Here is a 16,359-nt window from a genome sequence, read left to right on the forward strand (position 1 = left end):
GTGCGCGGTCAGGAATCGGTGTAGGACTGCTTCAGCAGGACCTTGGCCGTGGCGGACGACGACGGTTGTCCCACGCAGGTCGCATCCATGAGGTAGGCGGTGAAGCGGGTGCCGTCGGGAGTGTCGGGCAGCACGACGAGGAGGGTGTCCGTCCCCTTGTAGATCCCCTTCTCGGTCGCGAGCGCTGTGTCGCTGCGGCCGATGCCCTTTTGGATGCAGGCAGGAACCACGGGGTCCTTGAAGACCCTGGGCGAGTTGTTGGGGAGGGATTCCGCGCCCAGGCTGTGCGGAGCTTGGGATCCACTGCCGGTGCCCTGGCTCCGGGCAAGGAGATCGGAGACCTGCTTCTCCAGCTGGGCCTCGGAGAAGGTGTCCGCGGACGTGGACTTAGCCGCAGGATTTGAGGGCTGGCCGTCGTTCATCGAGGACAGCAGCACCGACCCGAAGCCGAGGGCCGCTGCGGTGAACACGGCGCCGAGGACGACAGCGCGGCGTCGACCGCTCCGCCTGGGCTCCTTGCGGCCCGGTCCGGTGGTCGAGGATCGAGCACGGCCCGCGGGCCGGTCCGCCGATGTTTCACGTGAAACATGCGCACTGTCGTCCGAGGGGGATACGGATGCGGGCGACGCATCGGACACGGAGTCGGCGCTGACGGGTGCGGGCGCGTCCACAGCATCGGGTGCGGTGGCCTGCAGCAGGGCCTCCGCGGCGAGGGCGGCATCGATACGGCCGGCGACATCGGCGGGCATACGCGGGGGACCCGGCAGGCTTCCCAGCAGTCCCCGGATCTCCTGCAGTGAGGCGTGGACGTCCGCGCAGAGTTCGCATTCGTCCAGATGCTGTCGTACGTCCTGGGTTCGGGACGGCGGGAGCAGGCCTTCGGTGAGGTCGGAGATCTCCGCGACGTCCGGGTGCCCGGCTGTATCTGTCGTGGATGTCACGCCCGCCCACCTCCGCCCTTCACTGCAGCTGAATCGCTTGGTCCTGTGTCCGGCGGTCCCGCTCGGCGCGGTCCCGCTGCGGGTGGGACGGATGTCCCCTGCGTCCGGTTCCGCCCCGTGCCCGCTTCTCTGTCGGCACTGGTGTTTTCCGGCCGCAGATGCTTGAGCAGGGGCAGGAGTCTGGCTCGGCCGCGGGCACAGCGGCTCTTCACCGTCCCGGTCGGCACATCGAGCATGCGAGCGGCCTCGGCGACCGGATAGCCCTGCATGTCCACCAGGACGAGCGCGGCCCGCTGGTCGGGGGGAAGGGTGCCTAGTGCTTCCAGGAGCTGACGGTGGAGGTCGTTGCGCTCCGCGGGTGCCGAGGCGGACTCGTGCGGCTCCAGCAGTTGTTCGAGGCGCTCGGTGTCGTCGACCGGCGAGGTCTTCCGGGAGGCGGCCTTGCGGGCGCGGTCCAGGCAGGCGTTCACGGTGATCCGGTGCAGCCACGTCGTGACGGCCGACTGGCCCCGGAAGGTGTGGGCGGCCCGGTAGGCGGACACGAGGGCGTCCTGGACAGCGTCAGCGGCCTCCTCGCGGTCTCCCAGCGTCCGCAGGGCAACCGCCCAGAGCCGATCCCGGTGCCGGCGTACGAGCTCACCGAAGGCGTCGGGATCGCCCTCCACGTGGCGGGTCAGGAGGTCCCGATCGCTCGTGTCGCCGTACGCGGTGTCATCTGCCATCGGGCCCCCTTCCCTTCGTCCTTAGCTGGTCACCTTGATGTCCGCCACCCGGCCCCGCCACTCACCGTCGATCTGCGGCAGCTTGGTCAGCCAGACCAGAAGGTAGCGGGACTTGAGGGACTTGTCGGGGGTGAGGGTCACGCTCGTGCCGAAGCCCCCCGTGACCTTGGTGTAGGCGTCGAAGGACGTGGGTTCCGAACTCGCGTCACCGGAGGCGGCGCGGAGCTCGACGGATGTGTTCCCCACGAAGGAAACGGTCACCTTCCCGACCTCTTGGACCTTGCCGAGATCGAGGATGACGCCGACACCGGGCTTCAGTCGGCCGAAGTCGGAACTGAGGTAGTAGTCCGTCTGCCAGTACGTGCTGGACGAGTTGTCGTAGACCTTGTCTATGTCGCCCGGCTTCTCCGAGCCGTCGGCGCCGAACGGGTCGAAGTCGCGAGCACTGCTGATGGCGATCGGAGCGCTGGCCGGCTTCGTCGGGGTCTTGCCGTCCCCGTCCCCGTCCGTCGTCTGAGTCTGGTTCGTCTCCTCGGACTTGCCGCCCCGGTCGATGAGGGCGTCCGCCAACTGCCAGCTGCCCAGTCCGAGTGCGGCGATGAGGAGGGCCGAAACGGCCCACTTCAGCGCCCTGCCGGTACGGCTCTGCAGAGGAGGCGGTGGAGCCGGCACCGGCTGGGTGATGCCCGGATGTGGCGCCTGGCGGCCGTACGTGCCCTGTTGGTACGTCGTGCGCTGGTAGTCCGGTGGGGCGGTGAACGTCGGCTCCGGCGGGCGGATGCGGGGCATCTCGCCGATGGCCTTCACCAGCTCCTCGGGCGTGGTGCACGGAGACTCGTGACGGGAGGCGGTCGCACCGTCGTTGGAGAGCGCCCGCATGGCCAGCTCGGACAGGCCTCGGTGGACGCCGGCACGCACCTGGTCGGGGGCGATGAGGCCGATGTCCTTGGGTAGCCCCGACAGCCCGTAGGCGTCGTTCTCGTACGGCCAGCGCTGGGTGAGCGCCGCGTACAGCAGTGCGCCGATCGCCTCGGTGTCGGTGCGCAGCGGGGTCTCGGAACTGATGCCGCGCAAGGCGGCGTTGACGGCGAGACCGCGGATGCGCCACTGGCCGGTCGACGTGCGCAGCACGGCGTTGGGATTCAGACGCAGATGGGCGAGGCCCTCGCGGTGGGCGGCGGCCATGGCCGAGGAGATCTGACTGACCAACTGGTAGGCGTCGTACACCTCCAGCGGGCCGGCGGCGAGAAGCGTGGTCAGCTCGGTGGCATCGGGCAGCCATTCGTGAACGACGTAGACGAGGTCGTTCTCCTCGACGGCGTCGAGGACTTGGACGAAGCGCGGATCACCCAGCAGCGCGGAGGAGCGGGCCGCGGCCAGCACCGAACGGGCCCGCGCGTGGTCTGCGGGCAAAAGGTGGACGCCTACGGCGCGACGCAGCTTCTCGTCCACGGCACGCCAACTGCTGAATCCGTCCAGACGGGTGACGCACTCCTCGAGCCGGTAGCGTCTGGCGAGCTTGTGTCCGCTGTGCAGCTCCGGTGGTGAGGCCTTTCCGGGACTCTCGGTCCCGCCACTCCCCTGTGCCTCGACGTCTTCCGTGTCCCGCTCCCGGTTCTTGGCCACCCCGTCGGCCGTGGACTGGTCCGCCTCGGCGGTCAGCGGCTTGTCACCGCTGTTGTCTGCCACGTCGACGGCAGCCGTGCTCCGTTCCGCCACCGTCGTTCCTGCCTCCCCATCCATTGCGCGTCATGTGACGCCGAAACCAATTGTGCCCACAGTCCGCCGCTATGCACGACACACGGTGGCTGACGATGGTTGTGCTCGTACCCCCGACTCAGCGCCCCAGGCGCCCGCGGACCATGCCGACCAGTGAGTTCAGCTCCTCAATACGCATCTTGCGTGCTGCCACGAAGAAGACTCCGAGCAGTACCGCCCCGCCGACGATCAGCGCGGCGAACGAGCCGAGGACGCCCTGGCCGAGCGTGTGACCGATGCCGTAGCAGGCGGCGCCACTGAGCAGGGCGGCCGGTACCGAGGCGATGCACAGCCGGGCGTACGTCCGCAGGACGCGCCCGCCGTCGAGGTCTCCGCCGAGCCGCTTGCGCAGTCGGCGCCAGGCGACGCCGACACCGATCGAGTACGCCAGGCCGTATGCGGCTGCCATGCCGACCACGGCCCACCGGGCCGGCAGCACGATGTAGCAGACGGCGGCGGCGGCGGCGTTGACGGCCGCCACGATCACCGTGTTGTAGAAGGGCGTTCGGGTGTCCTCGTACGCGTAGAAGGCACGCAGGACGACGTACTGCACCGAGTACGGGATCAGGCCGAGACCGAAGGCCATCAGCATGTACCCCATGTTGGTGGCGGCGCTCGTGCCGGAGGTGCCGAAGATCAGGGTGCACATCGGGACGCCGAGGGCGACGAAGCCAAAGGCGAGGGGCACGATCGCGACCGCTGTCGTGCGCAGGCCCTGGGAGATGTCGTCGCGCACCGCTCCGCCGTCGTCCTCCGCGGCCGAGCGCGAGATGCGCGGCAGCAGGGCGGCCATGAGGGAGACCGTGATGATGGCCTGCGGAAGGCCCCAGATCAGCTGGGCGTTCGCGTAGGCGCTGAAGCCGGTGCCGGGGATCGCCGTGTCGGCGACCGCCGCGGTGGCCAGCTGGGTGACCACGAGCGCGCCCGCCTGGTTGGCGAGGACGAACAGGATGGTCCACTTGGCGAGCATCGCGGCCTTGCCCAGGCCGTGACCCTTCCAGTCGAAGCGCAGCCGCAGTCGGAAGCCGGTCTCGCGCAGATACGGGATCATCGCGAGGGCCTGCACCACGAGTCCGAGCAGGATGCCGATGCCGAGCAGTCGTTGGCCTTGCGGCGGGATGTTCGTGACGCTCATGCCGGAGTGCTCGGCGGTGCCGTACACCCAGAGGAACATCCCGAGCGTCACGATGATGACGATGTTGTTCAGGACCGGGGTCCACATCATCGCGCCGAACCTGCCACGGGCGTTGAGGATCTGCCCCATCACCACGTGGACGCCCATGAAGAAGATCGAGGGCAGGAAGTAGCGGGTGAAGGTGACGGCGACGTCGTTGGCCGCGGGGTCGCTCGCGACGGAGTTCGACAGCGCCCGCACCAGGAGCGGCGCCGCGAACATCGCGAGCGCGGTGAGCGCGGTGAGCGCCACCATGACGAGAGTCAGCAGCCGGTTCGCGAACGCCTCACCGCCGTCGTCGTCGTCCTTCATGGCGCGCACGAGCTGCGGCACGAAGACGGAGTTCAGGCCGCCGCCGACGGTGAGGATGTAGATCATGGTCGGCAGCTGGTACGCCACCTGGAAGGAGTCACCCAGGAACGCGGTGCCCAGCGCCGAGACGATCAGCGCGGAGCGGACGAAGCCGGTGAGGCGGGAGACCATCGTGCCCGCCGCCATCACGGCACTGGACTTCAGCAGACCCGTGGCCCTGCCGCCCTTCTTCGCGGCGGGAGCCGGCGCCGCCGGAGCGGGAGCCTCGGCGACGGGAGGGGCCACAGGCGCCTGGTACTGAGCCTGGGCGGGCGGTGTCGCCGCCGGGTACTGACCTGCGGGCGGTGCGGGGGATGGATTCGGAACCGACGGAGGGTCGTACGGCGAGTGGCCGCCGCCCTGCTGCTGGTCCCGGAAGAGGTGGGCGAAGGCGTCCTGCTCGTGGCGCGGCTCACCGGCCTGGGTCACCAGGTCGTCGACGCCCACGAACTGAGTGGTCCGGGGATCATCGCCGTACGGCAGGTACTGGGTCGGCCCCTCCGGCTCGGGCGGCGGTGTCTGTGCCCACACCCGCGGGTCCGGGGCGTACGACGACTGCGGCGGCTGGCCGTAAAGCGGCTGCTGCGGCTGGTACGCGCCCGGGGGCGGCGGAGGGTGGGCCGCGCGGTCGTAGAGCGCCTCGGCGACCGGGTCCTGGGCGTAGAGCTCCTGCGCCCGGTACGGGTCCTGGTCGTAGGCGTCCTGGAGGTACATGTCCGCGGGAGGCTGCGGCGGTACCTGGCCGTGCTCGGGCGGCGGGCCCTCGGGGTCGCCCGAGCTGCCCGCGGCCTGGCCGCGGTCACCGTCGTACGGCGCGTTCATGGTTACCCCACCTCATCGTCCCGGGCCCACCGGCCACGACATCCTCAACGGTCCACTCTCTCACCCGTGCCGGACGGGTCTGCGCTTTCCGCTGGGGTGTCCGGCGTCGGGTCACTCGGCTGCTCCGGGCCGTCTGCCCGGGCCCGGGTGCCGGACTCCTCCTTAAGACGGTCTTCCATGCCCTCGGGGTTCTCCGTTTCGCCCTCGGTCTCGTTCGCCCCGTCGGGGCCGTCATCCTCGGCTTCACGGGCGGACGCACGCTTGCGCTGCGTGTACATACGGAAGCCGGCAAGGACGAGCAGGAGGAAGCCGCCGCCGATGACCAGCATCACGGTGGCCGTGAACTCGGTGACCTTCACGTCGAAGGTGACGGGCTCGCCGTACGCCTGGCCGTCCTCTGTGTACAGCTGGGCGATCACCGTGGCCTTGCCGTTGGCCTTGGCCGTCGTGGGGAACTTCACCGTCTGGCTGTGTCCGCCGTTGACCTCGACCCGCTGCTCGTAGAACGACTTGCCGCCGATCTCGAGGCGCTTCGGGCTCAGCGAGGTGAGCCGCAGCACCAGGTGGTCCACGCCCTGCACCAGGTTGTTCTGCGCGGTCACAGGGATGGTGGCGCTGCGTCCGGAGAGCTTGGTCTCGGACTTGTCGATCAGCTTGACCTGGTCCTTCAGCTCATCGAGGTACCACTCCACCTCGTTGCGGAAGCTGGTGGCCTCCGCGGTCCGGCCGCGCCACGACGTGGACATCTCACGGTTCAAGGCTCGCCCGAAGGGGGTCACCACCCGGGACTGGTTGGCGAGGATCACCTTGAAGTTGTCGAGCTTCTTCTGCGTGCCGGCGATCTGCGCGAAGACCGACCGCGGCAGCTCCTGCTTGCGCAGCGAAGAGGGGTACTTGGACGCCGACGGCACCTTCGTGGTGGCCGCCGGGTCGGGCTTGGCGGTGGCGGCCGCCGTGAGGTCCTGGGACTCGGACCAGCTCCCGCCTTGCAGAGCCGTCACGGCCTCGGCCATGACCAGGGCCTGGCGCGACGACGGCATGCGCTGCGGGGCGATGACGATGCTGCGCTGCTTGTCGGTCTGCAGATTGAGGGCGAGGCTCTGGGCCAGGAACCGCTGTACGGCGAGCGTGGAGACGGAGGCCCTTGTCAGGTCGCCCTGGAAGGCCGTGGAAAGCCGAGCGTCCGCGACCACGGCCGTGGTGCCGCCGCCGATGGGCCGGGCCGCAGAGGGCGTGTACGTCAGGCTGCCGGTCTCCTGCAGGCTGTCGCTGCGTGCGATGAGCTTGTCGGCGCCGGCGGAGGTGGCGACCTTGACGATCGAGGGATCGACGGCTCCGTCCACAGGCCAGGCGAAGTCGGTGACCGGTTTCACGTGGAGGATCGTCTCCACCGTGTTGACGACGACGTCCGTGGCGTTCTTGAGCTGGCTCAGAGAGCCGGCGACGCTCGTGCCGTTGTGCGCGAGGGAGGCGAGGTCCGGGTCGGAGAAGGGCAGCGCGACGATTTCGTTGCCCGCCACCGCCTGCTGCAGCTCGGCCAGCCAGTTGTTGGCGAGGGTCTGATTCTCCTGCGAGCCCGGCCTGGTGGTGTTGCCCGACTTCACGCGGTAGGTCTTCGTCATCGCGTCGACCGAGGCCAGCAGGTCCGGGTCCACGACCCAGGTGACGTCGAGGTTCTTGCCCAGTGACACCAGCTGGTCCAGGCGGCCACCTGGGGCGATCTCCTTGGCGAGGTCGTCGTTGCGGAAGACCGGCGTCTGCTGTTCGTTCGACCCCGTCTCCGCTGTCATGTGGACGGTGGAGACGAGCGGCCACAGGTACGTCGTCTTCGTCTTCGTGTTCGGATCGCCGGACTGCCACGGCAGGAACGTGCTCCGCGCGCCGAGCACCTGCTCCCAAGGCTGTGCGGCTGTCTCGCCGGAGAGCGAGACAGCGAACGGATAGACCCCGCTGTTGCCGAGGTCGAGCTCGTCCACCGGCACCGAGATGGAGAAGGGCTGGGCGACGCCCGGGGTCAGCTTGGAGAACTTCTCGACGTACTTGCCGCCGATTTCCGGCCCGGCGGCGGCCTGCGTGTCGTTGCTCTCCCTGGCGGCGCTGTCGATGCCCGAGCGGGTCGTCACCTCGTTGCCCACCCGCAGGCCCACATGTGCGTCGGTGACGGCCTGCTTGCCGTTGTTGGTCACCGTGCCGGACACGGTCAGCGTGTCGCCGTCCGTGGGGGCGCTGGGGCTGAGCGTGTCGACGGCCACGGACACCGTGCCCGAGTCAGCGGCGGCCTGCGCCGAGGTCTGCTCGGTGGCGTGCGCGGACGTGGCTGAGGGCAGCTGGCACAGCCCGGCCAGCAGAGGCGCCCCGGCAAGCAGCGCTCCGGTGCGCCGCAGCCAGCGGCGGGCAGGTGAGGGACTCGTCCCCTGGAAGTCTGCCGCCTCGGCCACGCGCTCGCCCGTCCCTCGTCGTCGTCAGTGGTCGTCGGAATGTGCGTCCACGCATGGTAACGATGCGCGCTGAGGGGAAGTGCCGCGGTCTGCTCCACAAGATCGGGAGACGTGGCCGTGCTGTCCCGATTGTGCATGTATAAAGGGGACCCCTTCGCGGGGCTCACAGGCAGGCCTTGTGCAGGTCGAGGTGGAGGGTCTGTGCCCGTTTAATGGAGGAGCCCGGGTGCGCCCGAGCCACGTACCCTCTTCTGTTGTGCCGAACGCCAACGAAGACAAGCCCAGCGCCCTGAGTCAGGTGCAGCACCGCGCGGTCAGTGAACTGCTGCGGGTCGCTCCTGTCGCCGACGACCTCGCCCGCCGATTCCAGGAGGCCGGGTTCTCGCTCGCCCTGGTCGGCGGCTCCGTCCGGGACGCGCTGCTCGGCCGGCTCGGCAACGACCTGGACTTCACGACCGACGCCCGTCCCGAGGACGTACTGAAGATCGTGCGGCCGTGGGCGGACGCCGTCTGGGAGGTCGGGATCGCCTTCGGCACGGTCGGAGCACAGAAGGACGGCTACCAGATCGAGGTCACCACCTACCGGTCGGAGGCGTACGACCGGACCTCGCGCAAGCCCGAGGTGTCGTACGGCGACTCCATCGAGGAGGATCTCGTCCGTCGGGACTTCACCGTGAACGCGATGGCTGTCGCGCTGCCGGAGAAGGAGTTCATCGATCCGCACGGCGGCCTCGACGACCTCGCGGCGCGTGTCCTGCGCACCCCGGGCACCCCCGAGGAGAGCTTCTCCGACGATCCGCTGCGGATGATGCGGGCCGCGCGCTTCGCCGCGCAGCTCGACTTCGAGGTGGCTCCCGAAGTCGTCACGGCCATGAAGGAGATGTCCAGGCGCATCGGGATCGTCTCGTCGGAGCGGGTACGGGACGAGCTGAACAAGCTGATTCTGTCCGGGCTCCCACGCAAGGGCCTGGCGCTGCTCGTCGACACCGGGATCGCCGACCACGTTCTGCCGGAGCTGCCCGCCCTGCGGTTGGAGAGCGACGAGCACCACCGGCACAAGGATGTCTACGAGCACACGCTGATCGTCCTGGAGCAGGCCATCGCGCTGGAGGAGAACGGTCCCGACCTCGTCCTCCGCCTGGCCGCTCTGCTGCACGACATCGGCAAGCCGCGCACACGCCGCTTCGAGAGCGACGGCCGGGTCTCGTTCCACCACCACGAGGTGGTCGGAGCGAAGATGACCAAGAAGCGCATGACCGAGCTGAAGTACTCCAACGATCTGGTGAAGGACGTCTCGCACCTGGTCGAACTCCACCTGCGCTTCCATGGGTACGGGGCCGGGGAGTGGACCGACTCCGCGGTCCGTCGTTATGTCAGGGACGCGGGGCCGCTCCTCGACCGTCTCCACAAGCTGACCCGGTCGGACTGCACGACCCGGAACAAGCGAAAGGCGGCCGCGCTGTCCCGGGCATACGACGGCCTGGAAGAGCGGATCGCCCAGCTCAAGGAGCAGGAGGAGCTGGACGCGATCCGTCCCGATCTCGACGGCAACCAGATCATGGAGAGCCTTGGTGTCGGGCCCGGCCCTGCGGTCGGCCGCGCCTACAAGCACATGCTGGAGCTTCGTCTGGAGAACGGGCCGATGGAGCACGACGAGGCGGTGGCCGCGCTCAAGGAGTGGTGGGCCGAACAGAGCTGAAGCCGTGAAACGGGGTCATGTTTCACGTGAAACATGACCCCGGACGCGCACACGGGGACCCTCTCGGGTCCACTCAGGGGTGTGTTTCACGTGAAACATGGCTCGGTGACGCTCACCAGCGTTCAAAGCGAGCCAGGGCAACGGCGACCGCTCCGTAGATGACGGCCATCGTGAGCACCAGCGGCACCGACCGACCGTCCGGGGGCAGCATCAGGGCGGCGACCGCGGCGGCACTGACGAAGGCGACGTTGAACAGCACGTCGTAGACGGAGAAGACCCTTCCCCGGAAGCCGTCCTCGACCGAGGACTGGACGATCGTATCGGTGGCGATCTTCGCCCCCTGGGTCGTCAGGCCCAGCACGAAGGCCGCGGTGAGCATGGGGGCCGCGGCGAACGGCAGGCCCAGGGAGGGCTCCAGGGCCGCGGCGGCCGCCGCGCACACGAGGATCCACTTGCCGGGACCGAGCCGTCCGGCCGCCCAGGGCGTCACGACGGCTGCCGCGAAGAAACCTGCGCCGGAGATCCCCAACGCCAGGCCCAGCAGGGCGAGCCCGTCGTCCGTGTCCGAGGAGAACTCGTACCGGCAGAGCATCAGCAGCATGACCAGCAGGGCGCCGTAGCAGAACCGCATCAGCGCCATCGCGCCCAGCGCCCGGGCGGCCTCCCGGCGTGAGGGTGCGGCAAGATGCCGTACGCCCGCCCTCAGGTCGCGGGCGGTGCCGGCGAGCGCCGTCGCGAGTCGATGGGGTACCACGCGGTCGGGGCCCAGCAGTTCCGGCGCCATGCGCAGCGATGCGAGCGCGCCGCACAGGTACAGCGCAGCCCCCAACAGCATCACGGCCGCGTCGGAGTCCGCGATCACCAGTCGTACGACGAAGGCGAGACCGCCGCCCGCTGTCGCGGCGAGCGTTCCGGCGGTCGGAGAAAGGGAGTTGGCGATCACCAGGCGTTCCGCGTCCACGACACGGGGCAGCGCGGCGGACAGGCCGGACAGGACGAAGCGGTTGACGGCGGTGACACACAGCGCGGAGACGTAGAAGAGCCAGTCGGGGACCTGGCTGACGATCAGGACGGCGGTCACCGATGCCATCAGGGCGCGCAGCAGGTTGCCGTACAGGAAGACCTGGCGGCGCCGCCAGCGGTCCAGCAGGACGCCTGCGAAGGGGCCCACCAGGGAGTACGGCAGCAGCAGGATGGCCATCGCGGAGGCGATCGCGGTGGCCGAGGTCTGCTTTTCCGGCGAGAAGACGACGTAGGCGGCGAGACCGACCTGGTAGACGCCGTCGGCGCCCTGCGACAGCAGACGTACGGCGAGGAGGCGTCGGAAGTCCCGGAGGCGGAGGAGGACACGCAGGTCACGGACGACGGCCATGGTGCACAGCCTCACACAAGGGGAGGGCCCCCGGGCGCAATGCCTCGGGGACCCTCGAACACGCGAGCAGACCGGGGCCTTGGCGCGCTGTGTTCCGGCTTGTCAGCGCTCGACTTCGCCCTTGATGAACCTCTCGACGTTGTCGTAGGCCTCGTCGTCGAAGTACTGGACCGGCGGGGACTTCATGAAGTACGAGGACGCCGACAGGATCGGGCCGCCGATGCCGCGGTCCTTGGCGATCTTCGCGGCGCGCAGGGCGTCGATGATGACACCCGCGGAGTTCGGGGAGTCCCAGACCTCGAGCTTGTACTCCAGGTTCAGCGGGACGTCACCGAAGGCACGGCCCTCGAGACGGACGTACGCCCACTTGCGGTCGTCCAGCCAGGCCACGTAGTCGGACGGGCCGATGTGGACGTTGTCGGCACCCATGTCGCGGTCACGGATCTGCGAGGTGACGGACTGCGTCTTCGAGATCTTCTTGGACTCGAGGCGGTCACGCTCGAGCATGTTCTTGAAGTCCATGTTGCCGCCGACGTTGAGCTGCATGGTGCGCTCAAGACGGACACCGCGGTCCTCGAACAGCTTCGCCATCACACGGTGCGTGATGGTGGCACCGACCTGCGACTTGATGTCGTCACCGACGATCGGGACGCCCGCCTCGGTGAACTTGTCCGCCCACTCCTTGGTGCCGGCGATGAAGACCGGCAGGGCGTTGACGAACGCGACCTTGGCGTCGATGGCGGCCTGGGCGTAGAACTTCGCCGCGTCCTCGGAACCGACGGGCAGGTAGCAGACGAGGACGTCGACCTGCTGGTCCTTGAGGACCTGGACGACGTCGACCGGGGTCTCGTCGGACTCCTCGATGGTCTCGCGGTAGTACTTGCCGAGACCGTCGAGCGTGTGACCACGCTGGACCGTGACGCCCTTGTTCGGGACGTCGCAGATCTTGATGGTGTTGTTCTCGCTGGCACCGATGGCGTCCGAGAGGTCGAGGCCGACCTTCTTCGCGTCGACGTCGAAGGCGGCGACGAACTCGACGTCGCCGACGTGGTAGTCGCCGAACTGGACGTGCATCAGGCCGGGCACCTTGGTCGCCGGGTCGGCGTCCTTGTAGTACTCGACTCCCTGCACCAGCGACGCGGCGCAGTTGCCCACGCCGACGATGGCTACGCGAACCGAACCCATTCCGGTTGCTCCCTGTGTGTACGAGTGAGGCCCTGGCAGGGGTCTCACGTGGTGGTGTCGCCGGGCGTATCCGGACCGGGGACGTCCCTGGTCCGGGGCAGAACGCCCGGCGCTCCCTCTGTGTTGTCGCGAGCGGGTTCTTCGTGGGCGGAACCCTTCAGGTCCCGTCCGGCCCGCTCGCTTTCGATGAGCTCGTTCAGCCAGCGCACTTCGCGCTCCACGGACTCCATCCCGTGGCGCTGGAGCTCAAGCGTGTAGTCGTCGAGGCGCTCCCGGGTGCGGACCAGCGAGGCGCGCATCTTCTCCAGGCGCTCCTCGAGCCGGCTGCGACGGCCCTCCAGGACGCGCATACGCACATCACGAGAGGTCTGCCCGAAGAAGGCGAAGCGAGCGGCGAACGTCTCGTCCTCGTACGCGTCGGGCCCGGTCTGTGAAAGGAGCTCCTCGAAGTGCTCCTTACCTTCCGCCGTCAACCGATAGACGATCTTGGCACGACGCCCTGCGAGTGGTGCGGCGAGGGCGTCTTCGGCGGTGTTCCCCGGCTCTTCGATCAACCAGCCGTTCGCGAGCAGCGTCTTGAGGCAGGGGTACAGGGTTCCGTAGCTGAACGCACGGAACACACCCAGTGACGTGTTGAGTCGTTTGCGCAGCTCGTATCCGTGCATCGGGGACTCGCGGAGCAGGCCGAGTACGGCGAACTCAAGGATCCCGGAACGCCGGCTCATGGTCGCCTCCTCTCTGCCGCGTCCCGTCGGAACGGGTGCCGTGACGGTCGTTATGCCGAGCTGATGTATCGACTCGATACATCCAGACGATAGAACGGCCTTCCGGTCGCGGCAAGGGTGGGGATGGTGAACGGGATCACATCACTGATTCATGGGAAGCAAGTTGCCAGGTTTGGGGTGAACTTCTGGCCTAGGCAGGTTTTGGCGGTGCGTAGTCTGTGCGCCATGCACACCACCGGGAACCGAGTGACGTCTGGGGGGCGTCTTCGCCCTCGGTGCAGTACGGGTGAATGTGTAACCGACCACATCCGTACTTCGGGGGGACCGGAAACAAGCCGCCGTTTCCAGGCGCGCAAAGGTGCGCCTGCCCGAGGAGTAGTCGTTCGATGAGCGAGCACCGTCGCAAACCGCCGCAGCCGCAGGGAGGCGGACGTGCCGCGGCCCGACGCGGCCAGCCCGGTTCGTCCTCCGGCCGCCGCGCGGCTCCGCGAGGCGCCACCGGGTCACTTTCCGACTCCTATGGGGAGAGTTCCCATGAGTCGGATTCCTATGGCACGGGAGGCGAGGAACGTCAGTTCGGCAGCCGCGCCGAAGCCCGCCGCGCGGCACAGAGAAGTGGTGGAAGCCGACGCAGAGCGCCCGAACCCGCCGGCCGTGGCCGCCGTGGTGGTCCCGGTGGCCCGAACGGCCCCGGACGGGGGCGGGCAGCGGCTTCGGGCAAGAAGCGGCTCATCGACTACCCGCGTGCCGGCAAGTACGGCGTGGGGCGCTGGGTTCCGTCGTGGAAGCTGGTGACGGGCCTGTTCATCGGCTTCTTCGGCGGTCTGGTCGCGGTCGCGGGCGTCGGGTACGCGCTGGTGAGCGTCCCGAACGTCGACCAGACCGCGACGGCGCAGAACAACGTCTACTACTGGGCCAACGGCACCGAGATGGTCGCCACGGGCGGTGAGACGAACCGCCAGAACGTCAACCTCTCGCAGATCCCCAAGGCGATGCAGTACGCCGTCATCTCGCAGGAGAACAAGACCTTCGAGACCGACAGCGGCATCGACCCCAAGGGCATCGCCCGCGCCGTGTTCAACATGGCTCGTGGCGGTGAGACGCAGGGTGGCTCGACCATCACCCAGCAGTACGTGAAGAACGCGAGGCTCAACGACCAGTCCCAGACGATCTCGCGAAAGTTCAAGGAGATCTTCGTCTCCATCAAGGTGGGCGCCACGGTCCCGAAGTCCAAGATCATGGAGGGCTACCTGAACTCCGCGTATTACGGACGCTCGGCCTACGGCATCCAGGCGGCCGCCCGCGCCTACTTCAACAAGGACGCCGTCGACCTGAACGAGGGCGAGTGTGCCTTCCTCGCCGCGACACTCAAGGGCGCCACGTACTACGACCCGGCGGGTGCGCAGTCCATCGACCCGGCCAATGCCACCCCCGAGGCCAACCAGAAGCGGGCCCTGGCACAGATGCAGGACACGCTCGACAAGATGGTCGAGTACGGCCATCTGAGCCCCGCGGTGCGGGCCAAGTACACCGAGCTCCCCGCCGTGAAGAACCCGCGTTCGAACAATGAGCTGAGCGGCCAGGTGGGCTACCTCGTCGACCTCGCCAAGGCGTACGTGATCAACAACGACATCATCAGCGCCGATCAGCTGCAGCAGGGCGGCTACTCGATCTACACGACCTTCGACAAGAAGAAGGTCGACGAACTCGAGAAGTCGGTCCAGAAGGTCCAGAAGGCGAACATCAAGCCCAAGGAACGCCCGAAGACGGACAAATTCGTCCAGTTCGGTGGCGCTTCTGTGGATCCGACGACCGGCGCCATCAAGGCCATTTACGGCGGTGAGGATGCGACGAAGCACTTCACCAACAACGCCGACGCGACCGGTGCGCAAGTGGGTTCGACCTTCAAGCCGTTCGTGCTCGCGGCGGCGATGAAGTGGGGTGTGCGCGATCCGGACCTGGGCGAGAGCCAGGCACAGGACGAGCGCACGGTCGTCTCCCCGAAGAGTCTGTACAGCGGCAAGAACGACCTCAAGATCAAGAACTACGACGGGTCGATCTGGAAGAACGAGAAGGACAAGGAGTGGCTCCAGGAGAACGACGGCCAGCAGTCGTACGGCAGCCCGCCGAACTACCAGATCGACCTGCGTGAGGCCATGCGGGAATCGGTGAACTCCGCCTTCGTACAGCTCGGCATGGACGTCGGGCTGGACAAGGTGAAGGAGGCGGCCATGGACGCCGGCCTCAAGGAGAACAGCCTCGCGGGCACCAGCTTCCCGTCCTTCTCCATCGGTATCTCCGACCCCAGCGCTATCCGTATGGCGGGTGCGTACGCCACGTTCGCGGCCAGCGGCAAGCAGCGCGAGCCGTTCTCGGTTCAGAAGGTCACGAGCAAGGACGGTCAGATCTACGCGCACAAGGACGAGTCCAAGGACGCGTTCGACCCGAAGGTCGCCGACAACGTCACGGACGTCCTCAAGACCGTGGTCGAGGACGGCACGGGCACCAACGCCCAGTTGAGCGACCGTGAGGTGGCGGGCAAGACCGGTACCACCGACGGCAACAAGTCCGCCTGGTTCGTGGGCTACACCCCGCAGTTGTCCACGTCGATCACCATGTTCCGGATGGACGACGACGAGACCAAGAAGAACCGCCAGTTCCTGGAGATGTTTGGAACGGGTGGCCAGGAAAAGATCCACGGTGCCTCGTTCCCGTCCGAGATCTGGCACGACTACATGGAACAGGCGCTGAAGGGCGTGAAGGCGGAGCCGTTCCCGACTCCCGATCCCATCGGTGAGATCGTCAACGACGTCCCGAGCCCGACACCCACTCCCACGGTCAGCGAGACCGAGCCGTCCGCCAGTCCGACGCCGAGTCCGTCGCCCAGCCTGACGTCGAGCTCTCCGTCGCCCACGCCGACCGAGAGCTGCCAGTTCGACTGGCAGTGCACCGGTGACAACACCGGCGGGACGGACAACGGAGGCACCACCGACGGCGGTGTGACCTCCTCGCCCACAGAGTCGCCGACAGGCGAGAACGGGAACAACGGCAACAACAACGGGGGCTTCTTCGGAGGCCCCGCCGGTTAGCCGTCATATCGCCCACAGAGGGTGTTTCACGTGAAACATGGGCCGCCGCACCCACCAGGTGCGGCGGCCCTCGGCGTACTCCT

At 68.1% G+C, this 16,359-nt stretch carries 10 protein-coding genes; 2 read left to right on the forward strand and 8 right to left on the reverse strand.

Going from position 1 to position 16,359, the window contains the following annotated elements:
* Nucleotides 1-8: 8 nt before the first annotated feature.
* The 5 genes from KUM49_RS01965 to KUM49_RS01985 form a co-directional block, all read right to left on the reverse strand.
* Nucleotides 9-941 (reverse strand): anti-sigma factor, encoded by a 933-nt coding sequence (locus KUM49_RS01965; RefSeq protein ID WP_217234884.1) that lies wholly within the window; start codon nucleotides 939-941, stop codon nucleotides 9-11.
* On the reverse strand, nucleotides 938-1,663 hold the full coding sequence (gene sigM, locus KUM49_RS01970) for an RNA polymerase sigma factor SigM (RefSeq protein ID WP_217234885.1): 726 nt from the start codon (nucleotides 1,661-1,663) through the stop codon (nucleotides 938-940). Before sigM ends, KUM49_RS01965 begins: the two co-directional genes overlap by 4 nt.
* A gap of 21 nt (nucleotides 1,664-1,684) precedes the next feature.
* Nucleotides 1,685-3,382, reverse strand: coding sequence for a protein kinase family protein (locus tag KUM49_RS01975; RefSeq protein WP_217234886.1), 1,698 nt, complete (start codon nucleotides 3,380-3,382; stop codon nucleotides 1,685-1,687).
* A gap of 118 nt (nucleotides 3,383-3,500) precedes the next feature.
* The gene (murJ, locus tag KUM49_RS01980; RefSeq protein WP_217234887.1) at nucleotides 3,501-5,768 is read right to left on the reverse strand and encodes a murein biosynthesis integral membrane protein MurJ; all 2,268 of its coding nucleotides are present in this window, start codon (nucleotides 5,766-5,768) and stop codon (nucleotides 3,501-3,503) included.
* A 44-nt stretch (nucleotides 5,769-5,812) separates the two neighbouring features.
* Entirely contained in the window at nucleotides 5,813-8,206 is a 2,394-nt protein-coding gene (locus KUM49_RS01985) for a DUF6049 family protein (RefSeq protein WP_217234888.1), read from the reverse strand.
* Nucleotides 8,207-8,462: 256 nt separating this feature from the next.
* Between KUM49_RS01985 and KUM49_RS01990 the strand changes: the two genes are divergently transcribed.
* Nucleotides 8,463-9,905, forward strand: a complete 1,443-nt coding sequence (locus KUM49_RS01990; RefSeq protein WP_217234889.1) for a CCA tRNA nucleotidyltransferase — start codon at nucleotides 8,463-8,465, stop codon at nucleotides 9,903-9,905.
* 112 nt (nucleotides 9,906-10,017) lie between these two features.
* On the opposite strand, the gene KUM49_RS01995 is transcribed toward KUM49_RS01990, so the two are convergent.
* The 3 genes from KUM49_RS01995 to KUM49_RS02005 form a co-directional block, all read right to left on the reverse strand.
* Complete coding sequence (locus tag KUM49_RS01995) at nucleotides 10,018-11,277, reverse strand: MFS transporter (protein ID WP_217234890.1); 1,260 nt, start codon at nucleotides 11,275-11,277, stop codon at nucleotides 10,018-10,020.
* Nucleotides 11,278-11,379: 102 nt separating this feature from the next.
* Nucleotides 11,380-12,462, reverse strand: coding sequence for an inositol-3-phosphate synthase (locus KUM49_RS02000; RefSeq protein WP_217234891.1), 1,083 nt, complete (start codon nucleotides 12,460-12,462; stop codon nucleotides 11,380-11,382).
* A gap of 44 nt (nucleotides 12,463-12,506) precedes the next feature.
* The gene (locus KUM49_RS02005; protein ID WP_217234892.1) at nucleotides 12,507-13,187 is read right to left on the reverse strand and encodes a PadR family transcriptional regulator; all 681 of its coding nucleotides are present in this window, start codon (nucleotides 13,185-13,187) and stop codon (nucleotides 12,507-12,509) included.
* A gap of 386 nt (nucleotides 13,188-13,573) precedes the next feature.
* Here KUM49_RS02005 and KUM49_RS02010 point away from each other — a divergent pair, with 386 nt between their 5' ends.
* Entirely contained in the window at nucleotides 13,574-16,276 is a 2,703-nt protein-coding gene (locus KUM49_RS02010) for a transglycosylase domain-containing protein (protein ID WP_217234893.1), read from the forward strand.
* Nucleotides 16,277-16,359 lie beyond the last annotated feature (83 nt).

It is taken from the genome of Streptomyces sp. AC555_RSS877, assembly GCF_019049245.1.
Classification (GTDB): Bacteria; Actinomycetota; Actinomycetes; order Streptomycetales; family Streptomycetaceae; genus Streptomyces.

Excerpts from the sequence above, each read along its gene's own strand:
- murJ (WP_217234887.1), bottom strand. The coding sequence starts at position 5,768 with ATGAACGCGCCGTACGACGGTGACCGCGGCCAGGCCGCGGGCAGCTCG.
- KUM49_RS01995 (WP_217234890.1), bottom strand. The coding sequence starts at position 11,277 with ATGGCCGTCGTCCGTGACCTGCGTGTCCTCCTCCGCCTCCGGGACTTC.
- KUM49_RS02000 (WP_217234891.1), bottom strand. The coding sequence starts at position 12,462 with ATGGGTTCGGTTCGCGTAGCCATCGTCGGCGTGGGCAACTGCGCCGCG.
- sigM (WP_217234885.1), bottom strand. The coding sequence starts at position 1,663 with ATGGCAGATGACACCGCGTACGGCGACACGAGCGATCGGGACCTCCTG.
- KUM49_RS02005 (WP_217234892.1), bottom strand. The coding sequence starts at position 13,187 with ATGAGCCGGCGTTCCGGGATCCTTGAGTTCGCCGTACTCGGCCTGCTC.
- KUM49_RS02010 (WP_217234893.1), top strand. The coding sequence starts at position 13,574 with ATGAGCGAGCACCGTCGCAAACCGCCGCAGCCGCAGGGAGGCGGACGT.